We start from the raw sequence: 17915 nt of genomic DNA on the forward strand, positions 1-17915 counted from the left end.
GCCAAGGAGATCGCCGTGCAGCGCGTCGTCTTTCCGAACAAGATCCTTCCCTATTTCCTGGTGGCCCCGCAGATCATCCTCACGGTGGTCTTCTTTTTCTGGCCGGCCAGCCAGGCGCTCTACCAGTCGATGCAGCGCGAAGACCCCTTCGGCCTGAAAAGCGGCTTCGTCGGCTTTGCGAATTTTCGCGATGTATTGGCCGATCCCAACTATCTGCATTCGCTCTACGTCACCGTCGTCTTCAGCGTTCTGACCGCGCTGCTGTCGATGGTCGTGGCGCTGGCCCTGGCGACGGCCGCCGACAAGGTGGTGCGCGGCCAGACCTTCTATCGCACGCTGCTGATCTGGCCCTACGCCGTGGCGCCCGCCGTCGCCGGCATGCTGTGGCTCTTCATGTTCAATCCGGCCATGGGCACTTTCGCCTATATCCTGCGCCGCAACGGCTTCCTCTGGGATCCGCTTCTGAACGGCAACCAAGCGATGACGCTGGTCATCGTCGCGGCCGCCTGGAAGCAGATCAGCTACAATTTCCTGTTCTTCGTCGCCGGCCTGCAGGCGATCCCGAAGTCGCTGATCGAAGCGGCCGCAATCGACGGCGCCCGCGGCAGCCGCCGCTTCTGGACGATCGTCTTCCCGCTACTGGCGCCGACCACCTTCTTCCTGCTGGTCGTCAACACCGTCTACGCCTTCTTCGATACCTTCGGCATCATCCATTCGGTGACCGGCGGCGGCCCGGCGAAGGCGACGGAAACGCTGGTCTACAAGGTCTATAACGATGGCTTCGTGAACCTCAATCTCGGCTCGTCCGCGGCACAATCCGTGATCCTGATGATCATCGTCATCGCGCTGACGGCTTTCCAATTCCGCTTCGTCGAGAAGCGCGTGCATTATGCGTGAGGGCCTGAAATGATCGAAAAACGCCCAATCGCCAGCCTCATCGGCCACCTGATGCTGATCATCGGCATCATCATCGTCGCCTTCCCGATCTATTACACCTTCATCGCCTCGACGATGACCTCTGCCGAGATCATCAAGCCGCCGATCTCGTTGCTGCCCGGCAGCCACTTCACCGAGAATTACAGCGAGGCGCTGTTTGGCGGCGTCGAGCGCGCCGTCGGCGTCAGTCTGGAACGGCTGCTCTTCAACACCTTCGTGGTGGCGATCCTGATTGCCGTCGGCAAGATCCTGATCTCCTTCCTGTCGGCCTTCGCGGTGGTGTTCTTCCGCTTCCCGCTGCGCATGGTGTTCTTCTGGATGATCTTCGTGACGCTGATGCTGCCGGTCGAGGTGCGCATCCTGCCGACTTACAAGGTCATCGTCGATCTCGGCCTGATCGATACCTATGCAGGACTGACCCTGCCGCTGATGGCCTCGGCGACCGCAACCTTCCTGTTCCGGCAGTTCTTCCTGACGATCCCCGGCGAATTGCTGGAGGCGGCGCGTATCGACAATGCCGGACCGTTCCGCTTCATGCGCGATATCCTGCTACCGCTGTCGCGCACCAATATCGCCGCGCTCTTCGTGATCCTGTTCATCTATGGCTGGACGCAGTATCTCTGGCCGCTGCTCGTTACCAATGACGCGCAGATGAACACGATCATCATCGGGCTCAGGAAGATGGTGGATTTCACCGACGCGGCAACGCCCTGGAATTTCGTGATGGTGACGGCGATCCTTGCGATCATCCCGCCCATCCTCGTCGTGGTGCTGATGCAGCGCTGGTTCGTAAAAGGTCTTGTGGAGACGGAGAAGTAATGGCCAGAATCACCCTCAAGGATGTCCGCAAGACCTATGGCGGCGGCGTCGAAGTCATCAAGGGCGTTTCGCTTGACATCGCCGACGGCGAGCTCGTCGTTCTCGTCGGCCCCTCCGGCTGCGGCAAGTCCACGCTGCTCAGAATGATCGCCGGCCTGGAAGGCATCACGTCGGGCCAGATCGCCATCGGTGAGCGCGTCGTCAACGATCTGGAACCCTCAGAGCGCGATATCGCCATGGTCTTCCAGAACTATGCGCTCTATCCGCATATGACGGTGCGCCAGAACCTCGCCTACGGCCTGAAGAACCGCAACACGCCGAAGGACGAGATTGAGCGGCGGATCGTCAAAGCGGCGAAATCGCTGGAGATCGAGCCCTTCCTCGAGCGCAAGCCGCGCCAGCTCTCCGGCGGCCAGCGCCAGCGCGTCGCCATGGGCCGCGCCATCGTTCGCGAACCCGCGGCCTTCCTGTTCGACGAGCCGCTCTCCAATCTCGATGCCAAACTGCGTGTGCAGATGCGCGTCGAGATCAAGCGGCTGCAGCGGGCGCTCGCAACGACCAGCGTCTATGTCACCCACGACCAGATGGAAGCCATGACGCTCGCCGACCGGCTTGTCGTCCTGAACGGCGGCCAGATCGAGCAGGTCGGAACACCGATCGAGCTTTACGAAAAGCCGGCAACCACCTTCGTCGCCACCTTCATCGGCTCGCCCTCGATGAACCTCTTGGAGACCAGCGGCAGCGGCTTTGCACTCGGCAACGGCGCCACGCCGCTGCCGTCTGGTACCGCCACCCTCGGCATTCGCCCGGAAGACCTGCACCTTGCCGAACCCGGTAAGCCCGATGCCTTCACCGCCGATGTCCGGGTCGGCGCTGTCGAGTTGGTCGGTGCCGAGAGCTATGTCCACGGCACGCTGCCGAACGCCCAGGACATCGTCTTCCGCGTTCCCGGCCGGTCGCAGATCGCCATCGATTCCCGCGTCACCGTCGGCGCCGCCCAATCCAGCCTTCATTTCTTCGACGGCAACGGCAAACGGATCGGCTGACCCCAGCAGTCATCCCCTGATCTTCTGTTCCTGAGCAGCCCGGCAACGGGCTGCTCAGTCGCCGTTCTGCGTCCTGCAATCCCCTCCACTCGCCAAACGACCCGATTGCTGCGGCCTATGCGCTGCGCGACGTCGGGAGGTACTGTATGGACCACTATTTCAGAAATCCATACAATTAACGGTTTAGAGACGTTCATTCGACGCCACTTTGTCGCAGATTGTCGGCTTTCGTCGCGAGCGTGTTGATTGCGACGGCCTTTCCTGTTAGCGCATGCAGCACACAATCAATATTGTATGCGTATAAGGCATATTATGACAGAATTTTGTATGCGCCATGACGCGATGTCCGGCCGACCGAACCGTCGCGGCACGCTCTCCCGCGTTTTCCGTTTTCTCCGCACCGGCGGCGCGATGCTGCTGACGGCGGCCTCGCTCACCGCCTGCGAACATCTCGAGCTGATGAACCCGAAAGGCGATATCGGCGCGCAGGAAAAGACGCTGATCCTCATCGCGCTCGGCCTGATGCTGCTGGTCGTCATTCCCGTCATGGTGCTGACGGTGTTTTTCGCCTGGCGCTACCGCGCCACGAATACCGACGCGACCTATGCCGCCGGACTGGGCGCATTCGACCAAGATCGAAGCGATCGTCTGGACGATCCCCTGCCTGATCGTCGGCATCCTCGCCGTGATGATCTGGGAAACCACCCATTCGCTCGATCCATACAAGCCGCTGGATTCGAAGCTGCCGCCGGTACGCGTCGAAGTGATGGCGCTGAACTGGAAGTGGCTGTTCATCTATCCGGATTACGGCGTCGCTTCCGTCAATCACCTGGCGATCCCGGCCGGCACGCCGATCAACTTCACGCTGACGGCGGAATCGATGATGAATTCCTTCTTCATCCCGCAGCTCGGCACGCAGATCTACGCCATGGCCGGCATGCGCACCCGGCTGCATCTGATCGCCGACGAGCAGGGCACCTATGACGGCCTGTCCTCGGCCTTCAGCGGCCCCGGCTTCTCCGACATGCATTTCGACGTGGTGGCAACGAGCCCCGCCGACTTCGACAAGTGGGTGGCGCAGGCCAAGAGCTCGCCGCTGACGCTGAATGCGGAGAACTACCGGTCGCTCGAAGCCCCGAGCATCAAGAACCCCGCCGCAGTCTACGCCAATGTCGATCCGGGCATCTTCGATTCCGTCGTCAACCGCTACATGGCCGACCGCATGCCGCAGACCGCGGATGCCGCCACCTCCGACATCTGCACGGCTGCCACTCCCTATCCGACCGCCTGGAACAACAACTGATGTTTGGTAAGCTCACTCTCGACGCCATCCCCCTCCACGAACCCATCATCATGGGAACAGGCGCGGTCGTCGCCCTGCTCGGCATCGCGCTCTTCGCCTGGGTCACCTATCACGGCTGGTGGAAATACCTCTGGGAAGAATGGATCACCTCGGTCGATCACAAGAAGATCGGCGTGATGTATTTCATCCTCGGCCTCGTCATGCTGCTGCGCGGCTTTGCCGACGCGATCATGATGCGTGTGCAGCAGGCGATCGCCAGTGACGGCGCCGCCGGCTACCTGCCGCCGCACCACTACGACCAGATCTTCACCGCCCACGGCGTGATCATGATCTTCTTCGTCGCCACGCCCTTCATCCTCGGCTTGATGAACGTCGTCGTGCCGCTGCAGCTCGGCGCCCGCGACGTCGCCTACCCGTTCGTCAATTCGCTGGGCTTCTGGCTGTCGGCCGTCGGCGCCGTGCTCGTCATGGTGTCGATGTTCGTCGGCGATTTCGCCGCCACCGGCTGGGTCGCCTATCCGCCGCTTTCGGGGCTCGCCTACAGTCCGACGGTCGGGGTCGATTATTACATCTGGTCGCTGCAGGTCTCCGGCCTCGGCACGACGCTCGCAGGCATCAACTTCGTGGTGACGATCTTGCGCATGCGCGCGCCGGGCATGAACCTGATGAAGATGCCGGTCTTCGTCTGGACCTCGCTGATCACCAACATCCTGATCGTCGCGATCTTCCCGGTCCTGACGGCGACGCTCGCGCTGCTCGCCGCCGACCGCTACTTCGACATGCATTTTTTCACCAACGAGCTTGGTGGCAATGCGATGATGTATATCAATCTCATCTGGATCTGGGGTCACCCCGAGGTCTACGTACTGATCCTGCCGTGCTTCGGCGTCTATTCCGAAGTGATCGCCACCTTTTCGCGCAAGCCGCTGTTCGGCTACAAGTCGATGGTCTACGCCACCTCGTCGATCGGCATCCTGTCCTTCTTCGTCTGGCTGCACCACTTCTTCACCATGGGCTCGGGCGCCAACGTCAATGCCTTCTTCGGCATCATGACGACGATCATCTCGATCCCGACAGGCGTGAAGCTGTTCAACTGGCTGTTCACGATGTATCGCGGCCGGATCCGTTTCCATTCGGCAACGCTGTGGACCATCGGCTTCATGGTCACCTTTGCCGTCGGCGGCATGACCGGCGTGCTGCTGGCCGTCCCGGGCGCCGATTTCGTCCTGCATAACAGCCTGTTCCTCGTCGCCCACTTCCACAACGTCATCATCGGCGGCGTCGTCTTCGGCTGCCTCGCCGGCATGAGCTTCTGGTTCCCGAAGGTCTTCGGTTTCACGCTCAACGAGTTCTGGGGCAAGGTTTCCTTCTGGTGCTGGCTGATCGGCTACTGGCTGGCCTTCACGCCGCTCTACATCCTCGGCTTCAAGGGTATGACGCGGCGCATGAACCACTATGAGGTGCCCGGCTGGCACCCCTACCTGGTCGTCGCCCTGATCGGCGCCATCATCATCGGCCTCGGCATCCTGGCGATCCTCGTTCAGCTCTATGTCAGCGTGCGCGACCGCGAGCAGAACCGCGACGTCACCGGCGATCCCTGGGATGCGCGCAGCCTGGAATGGGCAACCGCTTCGCCGGCGCCGTTCTACAACTTCGCCCATGTGCCGGAGATCACTTCGCTCGAGCAGCATTGGGAAGACAAGCAGACCGGCAAGGCGAATGAGCGCGTCTGGGAATACAAAGACATCCACATGCCGCGCAACACGGCGGCAGGCTTCGTGATCTCGGCCTTCAGCTTCGTACTCTGCTTCGCGCTGATCTGGCACATGTGGGTCTTCGCGGCCATCGGCCTTGCCGGGATGATCGTAACCTTCCTCGCCCGATCCTACGACCGCGACGTCGATTATTACGTGCCGGCCGCAGAGGTCGCGCGGATCGAAAACGCACGCTTCGCCCTGATGCGCAAAGGAGCCTGACGGATGAACATTCACGTTAAACCAGACCAGCACGGCAGCCACGCCGGAGGCCATCACGGCCACGGCGAGCACGATAGCGGCGGCAACACCGTGCTCGGCTTCTGGATCTACCTGATGAGCGACTGCCTCATCTTCGCGACGCTGTTTGCGACCTTCGGCGTGCTGGCGGCCAATACCGCCGGCGCCCCGGGCGGCCGGGAGATCTTCGACCTCCCCTACGTCGCGATCGAAACCGTGATCCTGCTGATCAGCAGCTTCACCTTCGGCATGGCCGGGCTGCATCTGCAGGCGGGCGCGAAGGCCAAGGTCATGCAGTGGCTGGCCATCACCTTCGTGTTCGGCGCCGTGTTCATCGTCATGGAAATCCATGAATTCATGGCGCTGATCGCCGAGGGCGCAGGCCCCAGCCGCAGCGCTTTCCTGTCGGCCTATTTCACGCTGGTCGGCACGCACGGCCTGCATGTGACGGCCGGTCTTCTGTGGCTCGCGACGATGATCCACCAGGTCTGGCGCTTCGGCCTCGACGGCATCGTGCGCCGCCGCCTCGCCTGCCTCAGCCTGTTCTGGCACTTCCTCGACCTGATCTGGATCTGCGTCTTCACCTTCGTCTATCTCAGGGGCGTTCTCTGATGGCTCACTCTCCTTCCGAAACAGCGGCGCATGCCAGCCTGCGATCCTATGTCTGGGGCTTCATGCTGTCCCTCGGCCTGACCGGTCTTTCGTTCGGCGCCGTCATGAGCGGCGTGCTGCCCTCCGAGGCGATCCTGCCTGTCATCACCGTACTTGCCGTGGTGCAGCTCCTCGTGCAGCTCGTCTTCTTCCTGCACCTCGGCACCGCACCCGACCAGCGCAGCAACACGACGATCTTTCTGCTGACGATCATGCTGATCGCCATCATCGTCTCCGGTTCGCTCTGGGTCATCCACAACGCGAACGTCAACATGATGCCCTCGGGCATGACGATCGAGCGCGCCAAGGCGCTCGACTGATCCCTTTCATCCCATCGACTGAGCCGCCGGTCGTTCCCCCAGCCAGGCGGCGGAAAAGAGCAAGGCAATGGACTATGCTGCTAGATTTGAGACCCTTCTTTCCGAGTTGAAGCTCGACGGCCGGTACCGCACCTTCGCGGAACTCGAACGCATCGCCGGCGAGTTTCCGAGCGCGCTGTGGCACGGGTCGACGGGCGAAACCCGGCATGTGACGGTCTGGTGCAGCAACGACTATCTCGGCATGGGCCAGCACCCCGACGTGCTGGCCGCCATGCACGCGGCGATCGACGATTTCGGCGCCGGCACCGGCGGCACGCGCAACATCTCCGGAACCAACCGCCAGCATGTGGCGCTGGAAACCGAACTTGCCGATCTGCACGGCAAGGAGGGCGCACTGATCTTCACCTCCGGCTGGATCTCCAATCTCGCGGCGCTCGGCACGCTCGGCAAGGTACTGCCCGATTGCGCCATCTTCTCCGACGCCCTGAACCACAATTCGATGATCGAGGGCATTCGCCGCTCCGGCGCCGAGCGCTTCATCTTCCGCCATAACGACGCTGCCCATCTCGACGAACTGATGAGCAGGATCGATCCCGCAAGGCCGAAGATCGTCGCCTTCGAGAGCGTCTACAGCATGGACGGCGACATCGCGCCGATCGCCGAAATCTGCGACGTTGCCGAAAAGCATGGAGCGCTTACCTATCTCGACGAGGTGCATGCCGTCGGCCTCTACGGCGAGCACGGCGGCGGCGTTGCCGAACAGCTCGGCGTCGCCGATCGCGTCACCATCATCGAGGGCACGCTGGCCAAGGCCTTCGGCGTGATGGGCGGCTATATCACCGGCCCGGCCATGCTGATCGACGTCGTGCGCAGCTTCTCCGACAGCTTCATCTTCACGACATCCATGTGTCCGCACCTGGCGGCAGGCGCTCTGGCAGCCGTGCAGCACCTGAAGGCCCATCCGCAGGAGCGCAGCGAGCAGCAGGCGAATGTGACGCTGCTGAAGCAGATGATGAAAGCGGCCAACCTGCCGATCCTCGACAGCGCCAGCCACATCATTCCGCTGATGATCCGCGACGCGCATCTCTGCCGCGCCACCAGCGAATTCCTGATGCGCGAGCACAACATCTACGTCCAGCCGATCAACTACCCGACGGTCGCCCGCGGCCAGGAGCGGCTGCGGATCACGCCGACGCCATTCCACACGCAGGCGCATATGCGCGCACTCGTCTCTGCTCTCTGCGAGGCCCGCGAAAAGCTCGGCTGGTTCGGCCACTCGGCCGCCGCCTGACATTGCCCCAGAGGAGACGACCATGCCTGCCCATATGATAACAGCCAACCGGCTGAGCGACGGCGTTGCCGTCTGGTTCGACACACGCGGCCGCTGGACCGAGGACCTCGGCAAGGCAACCATTATCGAAGACGAGCGCCTTGCCGAACTGATAGAAACGGCCCGGCTTTCCGAACGCGGCAACATCGTCGTCGACACCCGCACGATCGAAGCCGAGTGCGTCGAGGGCGAATGGGTGCCGGCAGTACGGCGCGAGCGCCTGCGGGGTACGGGGCCGAGCGTGCGGCGAGACCTCGCGACACCCGGCAAGCCGGCGCAGTGGCCGCAGCCGCCCTTTCCTGAGCTCCCGTCGGCGACCTCGTCGTCGCCCTATGCCGGTATCTACCGCTATGACGAGTATGACCGGCAGTTCCTGCGCGACCGCGCCGAACAATTCCGCCAACAGATCAACCGCCGTCTGGCGGGGGAGCTCAGCGAAGAGGAATTCAAACCGCTGCGGCTGATGAACGGCCTCTATCTGCAGCTTCACGGCTACATGCTGCGCGTGGCTCTGCCCTACGGCGTCGTCAGCGCCGCACAGATGCGCCAGCTCGCCTATGTCGCCCGCTATTACGACCGCGGCTACGGCCATTTCACGACGCGCCAGAACATCCAGTTCAACTGGCCGCGGCTCGAAGACGCCGCCGATATTCTTGCCGTTCTGGCCGAGGCCGATCTGCACGCGATCCAGACCAGCGGCAATTGCGTTCGCAACGTCACGACCGACCATTTTGCCGGAGCGGCTGCCGAAGAAGTCGTCGACCCCCGCCTCTACGCCGAGATCCTCAGACAATGGTCGACCGACCATCCCGAGTTCACCTACCTGCCGCGCAAGTTCAAGATCGCCATCACCGGCAGCCCCGAAGACCGCGCCGCCGTGCGCGTCCATGACATCGGCATTCTGGCGAGCCGCAACGAGGCCGGCGAACCGGGCTTCACGATCTATGCCGGCGGCGGCCTCGGCCGCACACCCGTGGCCGGCACCAAGGTGCGCGACTGGTTGCCGGTGCGCGATCTCCTGCGCTATGTCGAGGCGATCCTGCGCGTCTACAACGCGCTCGGCCGCCGCGACAACATCTACAAGGCGCGCATCAAGATCCTGCTGCGCGAGATGAAGCCGGAAAACTTCATCCGCATGATCGAGGACGAATTCGCCGCCCTGCCGGACGATCACAACGTTCTCCACGAGGAGATCGTCGAAGCCGTCGCCGCCCGCTTCAACCCGCCGCCTTTCGAGGCATTGCCGGAGATACCCGCAGAAAAGGCGAATCGCGGCTTCAGCCTCTGGGCGAAGACCAATACGCATCCGCACAAGCAGCCGGGCTACATCTCGGCCGTCATCTCGCTGAAGCCGGAGGGCGGCATTCCGGGCGATATCAGCGCCGACGAGATGGATGTGGTCGCAGACCTTGCCGACCGCTACTCGCTCGGCGAGATCCGCATATCCCATGAGCAGAACCTGGTCCTGCCGCATGTGCGCCAGGCCGATCTGCAGGCTCTGTGGACCGGGCTGGTGGAGGCCGGGCTTGCAAGCGGCAATATCGGCCTGATCACCGACATGATCGCCTGTCCTGGCATGGACTACTGCAGCCTCGCCACCGCCCGCTCGATCCCCGTCGCGCAGCGCATCGCGGCGCGCTTTGCCGATCCCGACCGGCAGCGGCAGATCGGAGCGCTCGACCTGAACATTTCCGGCTGCATCAATGCCTGCGGCCATCACCACGTCGGCAATATCGGCCTGCTCGGCGTCGATAAGAGCGGCGAGGAGGTCTACCAGATCACCCTCGGTGGCGCCGCCGACGAGAAGGCCTCGATCGGCAGCATCATCGGTCCGTCGGTCGCCTCCGACAAGGTGGTCGATGCCATCGAAGCGATCACCGGCGCCTATCTGGCCGAACGCCAGGACGGCGAGCGGTTCATCGATACCTACCGGCGTCTCGGCTCGGCGCCGTTCAAGGAGGCCGTCTATGGCGCTGATTAATCACCTCGGCGAGGAGCTTCCCGATCGCTGGCTCTATCCGCAGCCGGAGACCGATGCGATACCGGCGCCTTACACCGTTGTGCCGGCCGAAGCCCTGCAGGGGCTGGAGCGCCTGCCACCGGATGCAAGGCCGGTCGGCGTCCTGCTGCGGCCGGAGCAATCGGCCGATTTGATCGCACCGCTGCTCGATGAGCTCGACGTGGTGGTCGTCCTGTTCGAAAAATTCCGGGACGGCCGCGGCTTCACCATCGCCCATGCGCTGCGCAACAAGCACCGTTTCATGGGCGACGTCCGCGCCATCGGCCATCTGCTGCCGGATCAACTGCCGCTGCTGCGGCAATGCGGTTTCACCTCGATCGTCACCCCGGCGGAACACCCACCGGCCCGGTGGAGGAACGGCAATGCCACCCAAGACCAGCGCGTGCAGGCCAAGCCGCTGCTGCAGCGGCTGATGAACAACCGGTCGTCAGACCACGGCGCGTGACGCCAGCGAAGGCTGTGCGATCAGACCGGAGAGAAGCGTCAACGCATCCTCCAGGGCGCCGCGGTCGGGCGCGACGCCGAGCGAAATGCGGACCGCTTCGGTCGTCGCGCCTGCCGTTGCAAAGGCCGATGCCGGTACGATCGAAACGCCGGCACGATCTGCATGTTCGGCGAAATCCGCCGCCCGCCAATGATCAGGAAGCGTCAGCCACAGATGGTGGCCGTGCGGATCGGCGGCAAAGGGAATGCCGCCGAGAATGGCGGCGGCAAGTTTCTGGCGGACGGCATTCTCGGCGCGAATGGCCGCCGTCAGCTCATTGAGCGTGCCGTCGGTGATCCAGCGGCTGGCAAGCGCCGACATCAGCGGCGGCGCCATCAGGATCGTCGCGCGCAGCACGCCGGCAAGCCGCAGCCCCTGCCCGGCATTGGGCGCCACGACATAGGCAACGCGGAGCGCCGGCGTGGCGCATTTCGAGAGCGTCGCGATATGCCAGGTGATATCGGGCGCCAGCTCTGCAAACGAGACGATCCGCTCCGGCTGCAACGAGCTGTACGGATCGTCCTCGATGATCGCCACGCCGTAGTGACGGGCAAGCGAAACAAGCGCCTGGCGCCGCGCCTGCGGCAGCGTTGCCGTGCTCGGGTTGTCGATCGACGGAATGACGTAGAGCGCCTTCGGTGGCGCACGGCTGCAAAGCCGCTCGAAGGCGTCGGGGATGATGCCCTCGGCATCCATCGCCAGCGGCTCGAGCCGGATACCCTTCTGCATCGCCACCGCCTTGAGGCCGGGATAGGTGACCTCGCCCGCGGCGATGGCATCACCGCCGCGCAGCAACAGATCGCAGACGGCAAACAGCGCGCTCTGCGCCCCGCCGGCAATGACGATTCGCTCGGCGGAGATGCCTGCAATACGCTGGCCGAGCCATGTGGCAGCAGCCTTCCTGTCGATCTCGGCGCCGTTACTCTCCTGATAATGCAAGCTGAGCAGGCCACGCGATCCGGCCAGAACCTCGGCGATCCCCTGCGGCAGGACCTTCTTCAGATTGGCCGATTGCGGCTGCGGCGGGATATTCATGCTGAGATCGATGAGCGGCGCCCGGCGTTCCAGCGGGCCGTTTTCCTCCAGCCGCTCGCTGATGAAACTGCCGCGGCCGGCCTGAGCCTCGACCAGTCCGCGCCGCCGCGCCTCGTTGAAGGCGCGTGTCACGGTGGTCAGATCGACGTTCAGCGTCTCGGCGATCGTCCGCTGCGGCGGCAGCCGTTCACCCGGCGTCACCCGGCCCGCGCGGATATCCGCCTCGAGCGCCTCGACGATGCCGAGATATTTCATGCGGGCGGTTTCATTCAGCCGCGGCTGCCACATAAGATACCCTCCATGTATGCCGCATTGACATACATTTTTATGCCCATGTATGGCAATCCCGATGCGCCGCAAAACGGCTGGTATTGCTAGGGGAAGAGAATGTCTGAACGACGCGGCTTGTGGGCGGACTACGCGCTCGAGATCACCGGCAAGGGTATCGGTGAGATCGAAACCGCCCGGCCGGTAATCGCGCCGGGTACGCCGGTCAATATCGCCTTCCTCGGCAACGAGACGCATGCCCAGCGCATCGAGGTCGCGCGCATCCTGCGCCGCTCCGGGTTCGAGCCGGTGCCGATCATCTCCGCCCGCCGCCTGACATCGGAAGACGACGTGGAGACACTGATCGGTGGGCTGAAAGCCGCCGCTTCTCCGCAGCGCTTCCTCTTCGTCGGCGGCGATCCGGCCACGGCGGCCGGGCCTTATTCCGATGCGATGACACTCCTCGAAAGCCGCGTTCTACAGCGCCACGGCATCGCCCGCGCAGGGATCGTCGGCTATCCCGAGGGACATCCGAAGATCAGCGATGCGGCGCTGTGGCAGGCGCTGCTCGCCAAGCTGGCCTTCCTTCGCGACAGCGGCTGCGAGACCGAGATCACCACGCAATACGGTTTCGATGCGGATGCCATTATCGGCTGGATCGCCAGGCTGCGGGATGCGGGCATCCATGTGCCCGTCCGCATCGGCATTCCCGGCCCGGCGCGGGCGGCAACGCTGATCCGCTTCGCCCGGCAATTCGGCGTCGCACTCTCCCCTGAGCCACTCGGCGATCCCGATGCGGTGGTGACGGCCGACCGCTTTGCAGCGCGCCTGCTCGAAGGTCTCGAGAGGCGGGCGCTCGGCAACGTGTTCTTCCATCTGTACCCGTTCGGCGGCATCGCAGCAGCCATCGAGTGGTTGAACCGCGTGGTGACGCCGAACCATTCTGCTATTGACTGACGGCGGTCAGCGGCTACGAAAAGGGAACCAACCCAGAAGAAGCATCGATGACGCCGCCAGACTCTTCCCCGACCAAGGCCAAGGGCCAACGCAACGAGATCCGCCTGATCGCGCGTGCCGCGTCGATCCTGCGGGCGCTCGCCGAGGAGCCTTCGGGGCTCAGCCTCGGGCAGATCGCCAAGCAGACCGGGCTTGCCCGGGCAACCGTGCAGCGGCTGGTGGGGGCGATGGAGGTCGAGCGGCTGGTGGCGACCGAGGTGGATAAGGTCGGCGTCAGGATCGGCTCGGAAATACCGCGGATCGCGACGCTCGCCTATCGCGATATCAGGCAATTCTTCCGCACGGCGATCGAGCAGCTGCATCAGGATGTCGAGGAAAGCGTCGACCTGACCCTGCTGCAGGGCAATGCCGCCGTGGTGATCGACCAGGTCCAGGGCGCCGGGCGGGTGCTGCGCGTCGTCTCGCAGGTCGGCTCGGCCCTTCCTCTCTACTGTACCTCGAACGGCAAGGCGCATCTGTCACAGATGTCCGATGCCGATGTCGCCGAAATCATCGCCGGCGGATTGCCGAAGATCACGCCGCAGACAATCACCGACGGCCCCACGCTGCTCGCCGAAATCACCAAGATCCGTGCCGGCGGCATTGCGGCCGACGAGGAGGAATATGCGGCGGGCGTCTGCGCGCTATCGCTTCCGGTTCGCGGCGTCGGAAATGCCAGTTACGCGCTTGGCGTCCTGATGCCGCGGCAGCGGTATGACGAGCGCGCCGGACTGGTGCGCGAGGCGCTGGCAAAGTGCCGGGCCTCGATCGAGACCGTAACCGGCCACTGACCGACCGGTCTCCGGGAATCGATAAATCCAAGCGAAATTAGGATGTTAACTCGCGACGCCGCGTGCCCGCAGGGCTAAGCGGCGTTTTGCCGTTGACAATTTCCCGCTCGCGTATCTACAATTTCGATACAGCTGTACCGCATATCGATACAGTCTTGGATGCCGCAGCCTTTCTGGAGGAGGAAACCATGCTGCTTGCCGTGAAGATTCTTTTGACCATCGTGACCCTTGGTTACAGCCTCATTCCGGCTCTGGCCGATCTCAACAAGACGCACGCGACCAACCCGCGCTGGACCGGCCATGCGCGCTTCCATTGTGTGTGGCAGGTGGTGAGCTACATCATTCTCGCCATCGCCATGCTCGCGATCATCTGGTTCCCTATCCTGCCGGAACGGCCGCAGCTGATCCTGCCGCTGGTGGCTGCCGTGGCGGTCTATGGCGGCTTCTTCGCCGCCGTGCTCGGCAAGCGGTTCTACGCGGGCGAGAACTACGACGAGAACGGCTACCTGCCGGTCGGCGGCCCGCTCGGCCTCGCGCTCGACGTCAACATCACCATCTTCACCACGATGGTAGCCTTCGTCGCCGTCACCGCATTTCTGGTGTCGCAGCTTGTGACCGCGGCCGTCTGAGGCCCCCGAGCACATCAGGAAAGCGGCCGCATCCCGGCCGCTTTCGTCATCCCGTTTCAAGGACATCCGAAATGCCACTGACCGAAGCCCAACTCGACGCCGCAGCCCGCTCGCTTTTCGATGCGGAAATGAGCCGCGCCGTCATTCCGCAGCTCTCGAAGAGCCATCCCGAACTCGTGCTCGCCGAAAGCTATGAGATCCAGCGCCGCTGGGTGAAACATCATCTTGCCGAAGGCCGTCGCATTGTCGGCCACAAGATCGGTCTGACATCGCGCGCCATGCAGATGGCCTCGAAGATGACCGAACCGGACTACGGCGCCCTGCTCGATCACATGATGTTCCGCGACGGCCAGACAATCCCTGCCGGACGCTTCATCAGGCCGCGGCTCGAGGTTGAGCTCGCCTTCGTCCTGAAGGACGATCTGAGCGGACCGGGCTGCAACATCTACGACGTGATGCGCGCCACCGAAGTCGTCGTTCCCGCGCTCGAGATCATCGACTACCGCACGGAAGTGCCGCGCGCGATCACCGATACGATCGCCGATAACGCGGCATCGGGCGGCGTGGTCGTCGGCGGGCGGCCGGTGCGGCCGTTCGATGTCGATATCCGCTGGGTCGCCGCGACATTGTCGAAGAACGGTATCATCGAGGAATCGGGCGTATCGGCCGCCATCATGGGACACCCGGCCGCCGGCGTCGCCTGGCTCGCCAACAAGCTTGCAGACCAGGGCGAGGTCCTGCGCAAGGGCCAGTTCATCCTCGGCGGCTCCTTCACCCGCCCCGTCGATATCGTCTCCGGAGACGTCATCCAGGCCGATTACGGCCCGCTCGGCGCCATCGGCATCTCCTTCGCATAGGTGACGCCATGCCCCGCAATCTGTTCAAACAGGCCCTCTCGGAGGGTCGCCGCCAGCATGGCCTCTGGTGCACCCTGTCCTCTGCCTTCGCCACAGAAGTGGTGGCAGGGGCGGGCTACGACTGGCTGCTCCTCGATACCGAACATTCGCCCGGCGATGCGCTGACCGTGCTGCCGCAGCTCCAGGTGATCGCCGGCTATCCCGGCGTCTCGGCGATCGTCCGGCCCGCCTCCAACGATGCCGTGCTGATCAAGCGGCTGCTCGACATCGGCGCCCAGACGCTGCTGATCCCTTATGTCCAGAACGCGGCGGAGGCGGAAGCCGCCGTGCGCGCGACCCGCTATCCGCCATGCGGCATACGCGGCGTCTCCGGCCTGACCCGGGCGACCCGTTTCGGCCGCGAGAAGGGCTACTTCGACAAGGCCGCCGAGGATCTCTGCGTCATCGTCCAGATCGAGACGGCGGAAGCGCTTGGCAACCTGAAGGCCATCGCGGCGGTTCCGGGTGTCGATGCGCTCTTCGTCGGTCCCGCCGATCTCGCCGCCAGCATCGGCTTCGGCGCCGATCTTAGCAATCCCGGCCTGCGCAAGACGGTCGTCGATGCGATCAGCAAGATCAAGGCGGCTGGCAAGCCAGCCGGGCTTCTGAGCGGCGATCCGGTGCTGATGAAGATGGCGGCGGACGCCGGCGTCGATTTTCTCGCCGTCGGCGTCGATGCCGGGCTGCTGGCCCGGTCGTCGGAAGCGCTGCTCGCGCAGGCGGCATCGCTCTAGAAGGGCGGCCGATAGCGCCCGGTCTGCGGGCTGCGACATACTCTGCCGTGGCTTCCTGCCGCGCTGATTTCCTGTTGATTTTCAATAGGAAATGCGCGGCATTGCCGTATCTGCGCCCCGGCAGGAAAACGCCGAAAAATCGTTAATGTCTTATTTTTTTCATATTGACGTAATCATGAAAAATAATAGACTTCACTGCAGATCAATACCAGACAGTCAGCCCGCCCGTTCGGGTCGCGGAATGTGAGTTCGACGCCCCGCGCATCGCGGCGGCGAAGGGTCTCGCTCGGCCTCAAAACGATCGGTCACGCATGCCCAATCGCCCGGAGATGCCCTCCGGGAGACAGGTTCTTTGCTGCCAATAAAGGGGAACGATATGACGGCAAGCCTTATCAGCATGAAGAGAATTCTCGCAGGCGCATTTCTGCTTACCGCTTTGCCCGCCGGGCAGGCGCTGGCGGCGGACTGTAGCATCAGCATCGGCCGTATCGTGCCGATGACCGGCCCGCTCGCCGATGTCGGCAAGGATACGCCGTGGGTCGACGACAACAAGCTGAAGCCGATCAACGACGCCGGTGGACTGAAGGTCGGCAACGATCTCTGCAAGATCAGCTACAAGATCTACGACAGCAAGAGCACCGTCGCCGGTTCAGCCGAAGCCGCCACCCAGGCCATCCTGCAGGACAAGGTGGATTTCCTGATGGCGCAGGGCACGCCCGATACGACCAATGCGCCCTCCGATCTCTGTGAACGCAACAAGATCCCCTGCATCGTCACCAACACCCCGGTCGAAGCCTGGCTTCTCGGCCCCGACGGCAAGCCGAAGGAATACAAATACGCCTTCGAATTCTTCTTCTCGGTGCCCGATCTGGTGAAGAACCATGTCGGCATGATCAAGGCGCTGCCGGGCGGCTTCAACGGCAAGATCGGCTATCTCTATCCGAACGATGCCGACGGCACCGTGTTTGCCAAGATCTTCGATCCGGTCTTCAAGGGCGAGGGCTGGAAGCCTGTCGATCCCGGCCGTTTCCAGCAGGGGCTGCCCGACTTCTCCTCGCTGATCAACCAGTTCAAACGCAATCACGTCGAGGTCGTCGCCGGTGTGCTCGCCCCGCCGGATATGCAGAACTATCTGCAGCAGGCCGCCCAGGCCGGTTTCAAGCCGAAAATGTACATCATCGACAAGGGCACCGGCTATCCGGAGCCGATGGCGGCCCTCGGCGAGGTCGGCTACGGCCTGCTCTCGGTGAATTTCTGGTCGCCCGCCTATCCTGGCAGCTCGTCCTTCGGCGGCTATAGCGGCCAGGCGCTGGTCGACAGTTTCGAGAAGGCGACCGGGAAGCAGTATATCCCGCCGCTCGGATACGACGATGCCTCCTATGACGTGCTGCTGAGCGCCATCCAGCGTGCCGGCACCAAGGACAGGGAAGCGGTCCTCGCCGCGCTGCGGACCACGAAGGTCGATACCGTCGCCGGCCCCGTCGCCTTCAACAAGCAGAACTTCTCGGTCCAGCCGCTCGGCGGCGCGCAATGGCGCTTCGACCCGGCGCAGGGAAAGATCATCAAGGAAAACGTCTTCAACGCCGTCTACCCGTCAGTCCAGAAGACAGCCGAGATGAAGCTCTACGAATAGGGCGCCTTCGATCTGCGACACATCCGGACGG

At 63.5% G+C, this 17915-nt stretch carries 18 protein-coding genes; 16 read left to right on the forward strand and 2 right to left on the reverse strand.

Going from position 1 to position 17915, the window contains the following annotated elements:
• The first annotated feature begins 15 nt into the window (after positions 1-15).
• Genes ugpA through ABIE40_RS20850 form a run of 3 tightly spaced genes read left to right on the forward strand, consistent with a single transcriptional unit; the run spans position 16 to position 2801 of the window.
• On the forward strand, positions 16-897 hold the full coding sequence (gene ugpA, locus ABIE40_RS20840; protein ID WP_112714517.1) for a sn-glycerol-3-phosphate ABC transporter permease UgpA: 882 nt from the start codon (positions 16-18) through the stop codon (positions 895-897).
• A 9-nt stretch (positions 898-906) separates the two neighbouring features.
• Positions 907-1755, forward strand: coding sequence for a sn-glycerol-3-phosphate ABC transporter permease UgpE (gene ugpE, locus ABIE40_RS20845; protein ID WP_112516416.1), 849 nt, complete (start codon positions 907-909; stop codon positions 1753-1755).
• The gene (locus tag ABIE40_RS20850) at positions 1755-2801 is read left to right on the forward strand and encodes a sn-glycerol-3-phosphate import ATP-binding protein UgpC (RefSeq protein WP_199625578.1); all 1047 of its coding nucleotides are present in this window, start codon (positions 1755-1757) and stop codon (positions 2799-2801) included. The genes ugpE and ABIE40_RS20850 overlap by 1 nt, the downstream gene beginning before the upstream one ends.
• A 264-nt stretch (positions 2802-3065) precedes the next feature.
• On the opposite strand, the gene ABIE40_RS20855 is transcribed toward ABIE40_RS20850, so the two are convergent.
• Complete coding sequence (locus ABIE40_RS20855) at positions 3066-3434, reverse strand: hypothetical protein (protein ID WP_354541094.1); 369 nt, start codon at positions 3432-3434, stop codon at positions 3066-3068.
• On the opposite strand from ABIE40_RS20855, the gene cyoA reads away from it, so the two are divergent.
• The 7 genes from cyoA to ABIE40_RS20890 all read left to right on the forward strand — a co-directional run bounded on the left by cyoA (position 3406) and on the right by ABIE40_RS20890 (position 10864).
• Positions 3406-4104: a ubiquinol oxidase subunit II gene (gene cyoA, locus ABIE40_RS20860; protein WP_354541095.1), complete on the forward strand. Its 699-nt coding sequence runs from the start codon at positions 3406-3408 to the stop codon at positions 4102-4104. The two genes, ABIE40_RS20855 and cyoA, sit on opposite strands and share 29 nt — an antisense overlap.
• Positions 4104-6080, forward strand: a complete 1977-nt coding sequence (cyoB, locus tag ABIE40_RS20865; protein ID WP_199625580.1) for a cytochrome o ubiquinol oxidase subunit I — start codon at positions 4104-4106, stop codon at positions 6078-6080. Before cyoA ends, cyoB begins: the two co-directional genes overlap by 1 nt.
• Before the next feature lie 9 nt (positions 6081-6089).
• Positions 6090-6710 carry a cytochrome o ubiquinol oxidase subunit III gene (gene cyoC / locus ABIE40_RS20870; protein WP_502944821.1) on the forward strand — a complete coding sequence of 207 codons (621 nt, stop codon included), beginning with the start codon at positions 6090-6092 and terminating at the stop codon, positions 6708-6710.
• The gene (gene cyoD / locus ABIE40_RS20875) at positions 6710-7069 is read left to right on the forward strand and encodes a cytochrome o ubiquinol oxidase subunit IV (RefSeq protein ID WP_199625582.1); all 360 of its coding nucleotides are present in this window, start codon (positions 6710-6712) and stop codon (positions 7067-7069) included. The genes cyoC and cyoD overlap by 1 nt, the downstream gene beginning before the upstream one ends.
• A gap of 67 nt (positions 7070-7136) precedes the next feature.
• Positions 7137-8360, forward strand: a complete 1224-nt coding sequence (gene hemA / locus ABIE40_RS20880; RefSeq protein ID WP_199625583.1) for a 5-aminolevulinate synthase — start codon at positions 7137-7139, stop codon at positions 8358-8360.
• Between the two features lie 22 nt (positions 8361-8382).
• Complete coding sequence (locus tag ABIE40_RS20885; protein WP_199625584.1) at positions 8383-10380, forward strand: DUF2849 domain-containing protein; 1998 nt, start codon at positions 8383-8385, stop codon at positions 10378-10380.
• Positions 10367-10864 (forward strand): DUF934 domain-containing protein, encoded by a 498-nt coding sequence (locus ABIE40_RS20890; protein ID WP_199625585.1) that lies wholly within the window; start codon positions 10367-10369, stop codon positions 10862-10864. The genes ABIE40_RS20885 and ABIE40_RS20890 overlap by 14 nt, the downstream gene beginning before the upstream one ends.
• On the opposite strand, the gene ABIE40_RS20895 is transcribed toward ABIE40_RS20890, so the two are convergent.
• Entirely contained in the window at positions 10847-12226 is a 1380-nt protein-coding gene (locus tag ABIE40_RS20895; protein ID WP_354541096.1) for an aminotransferase-like domain-containing protein, read from the reverse strand. The genes ABIE40_RS20890 and ABIE40_RS20895 overlap by 18 nt on opposite strands.
• A gap of 99 nt (positions 12227-12325) precedes the next feature.
• Between ABIE40_RS20895 and ABIE40_RS20900 the strand changes: the two genes are divergently transcribed.
• The 6 genes from ABIE40_RS20900 to ABIE40_RS20925 all read left to right on the forward strand — a co-directional run bounded on the left by ABIE40_RS20900 (position 12326) and on the right by ABIE40_RS20925 (position 17884).
• Entirely contained in the window at positions 12326-13162 is an 837-nt protein-coding gene (locus ABIE40_RS20900) for a methylenetetrahydrofolate reductase (protein WP_199625586.1), read from the forward strand.
• Positions 13163-13209: 47 nt separating this feature from the next.
• A complete protein-coding gene (locus ABIE40_RS20905) occupies positions 13210-13992 on the forward strand; it encodes an IclR family transcriptional regulator (protein WP_199625587.1) in 783 nt (260 codons plus the stop codon).
• A 92-nt stretch (positions 13993-14084) separates the two neighbouring features.
• Positions 14085-14621, forward strand: coding sequence for a hypothetical protein (locus tag ABIE40_RS20910; protein ID WP_199625588.1), 537 nt, complete (start codon positions 14085-14087; stop codon positions 14619-14621).
• Between the two features lie 71 nt (positions 14622-14692).
• Positions 14693-15478: a 2-oxo-hept-4-ene-1,7-dioate hydratase gene (hpaH, locus tag ABIE40_RS20915; RefSeq protein WP_199625589.1), complete on the forward strand. Its 786-nt coding sequence runs from the start codon at positions 14693-14695 to the stop codon at positions 15476-15478.
• An 8-nt stretch (positions 15479-15486) separates the two neighbouring features.
• Positions 15487-16251, forward strand: a complete 765-nt coding sequence (locus ABIE40_RS20920; protein WP_199625590.1) for an HpcH/HpaI aldolase family protein — start codon at positions 15487-15489, stop codon at positions 16249-16251.
• Positions 16252-16627: 376 nt separating this feature from the next.
• Positions 16628-17884, forward strand: a complete 1257-nt coding sequence (locus ABIE40_RS20925; protein WP_112714545.1) for an ABC transporter substrate-binding protein — start codon at positions 16628-16630, stop codon at positions 17882-17884.
• Positions 17885-17915: the final 31 nt, after the last annotated feature.

This window comes from Rhizobium sp. OAE497 (genome assembly GCF_040546565.1).
Classification (GTDB): domain Bacteria; phylum Pseudomonadota; class Alphaproteobacteria; order Rhizobiales; family Rhizobiaceae; genus Rhizobium.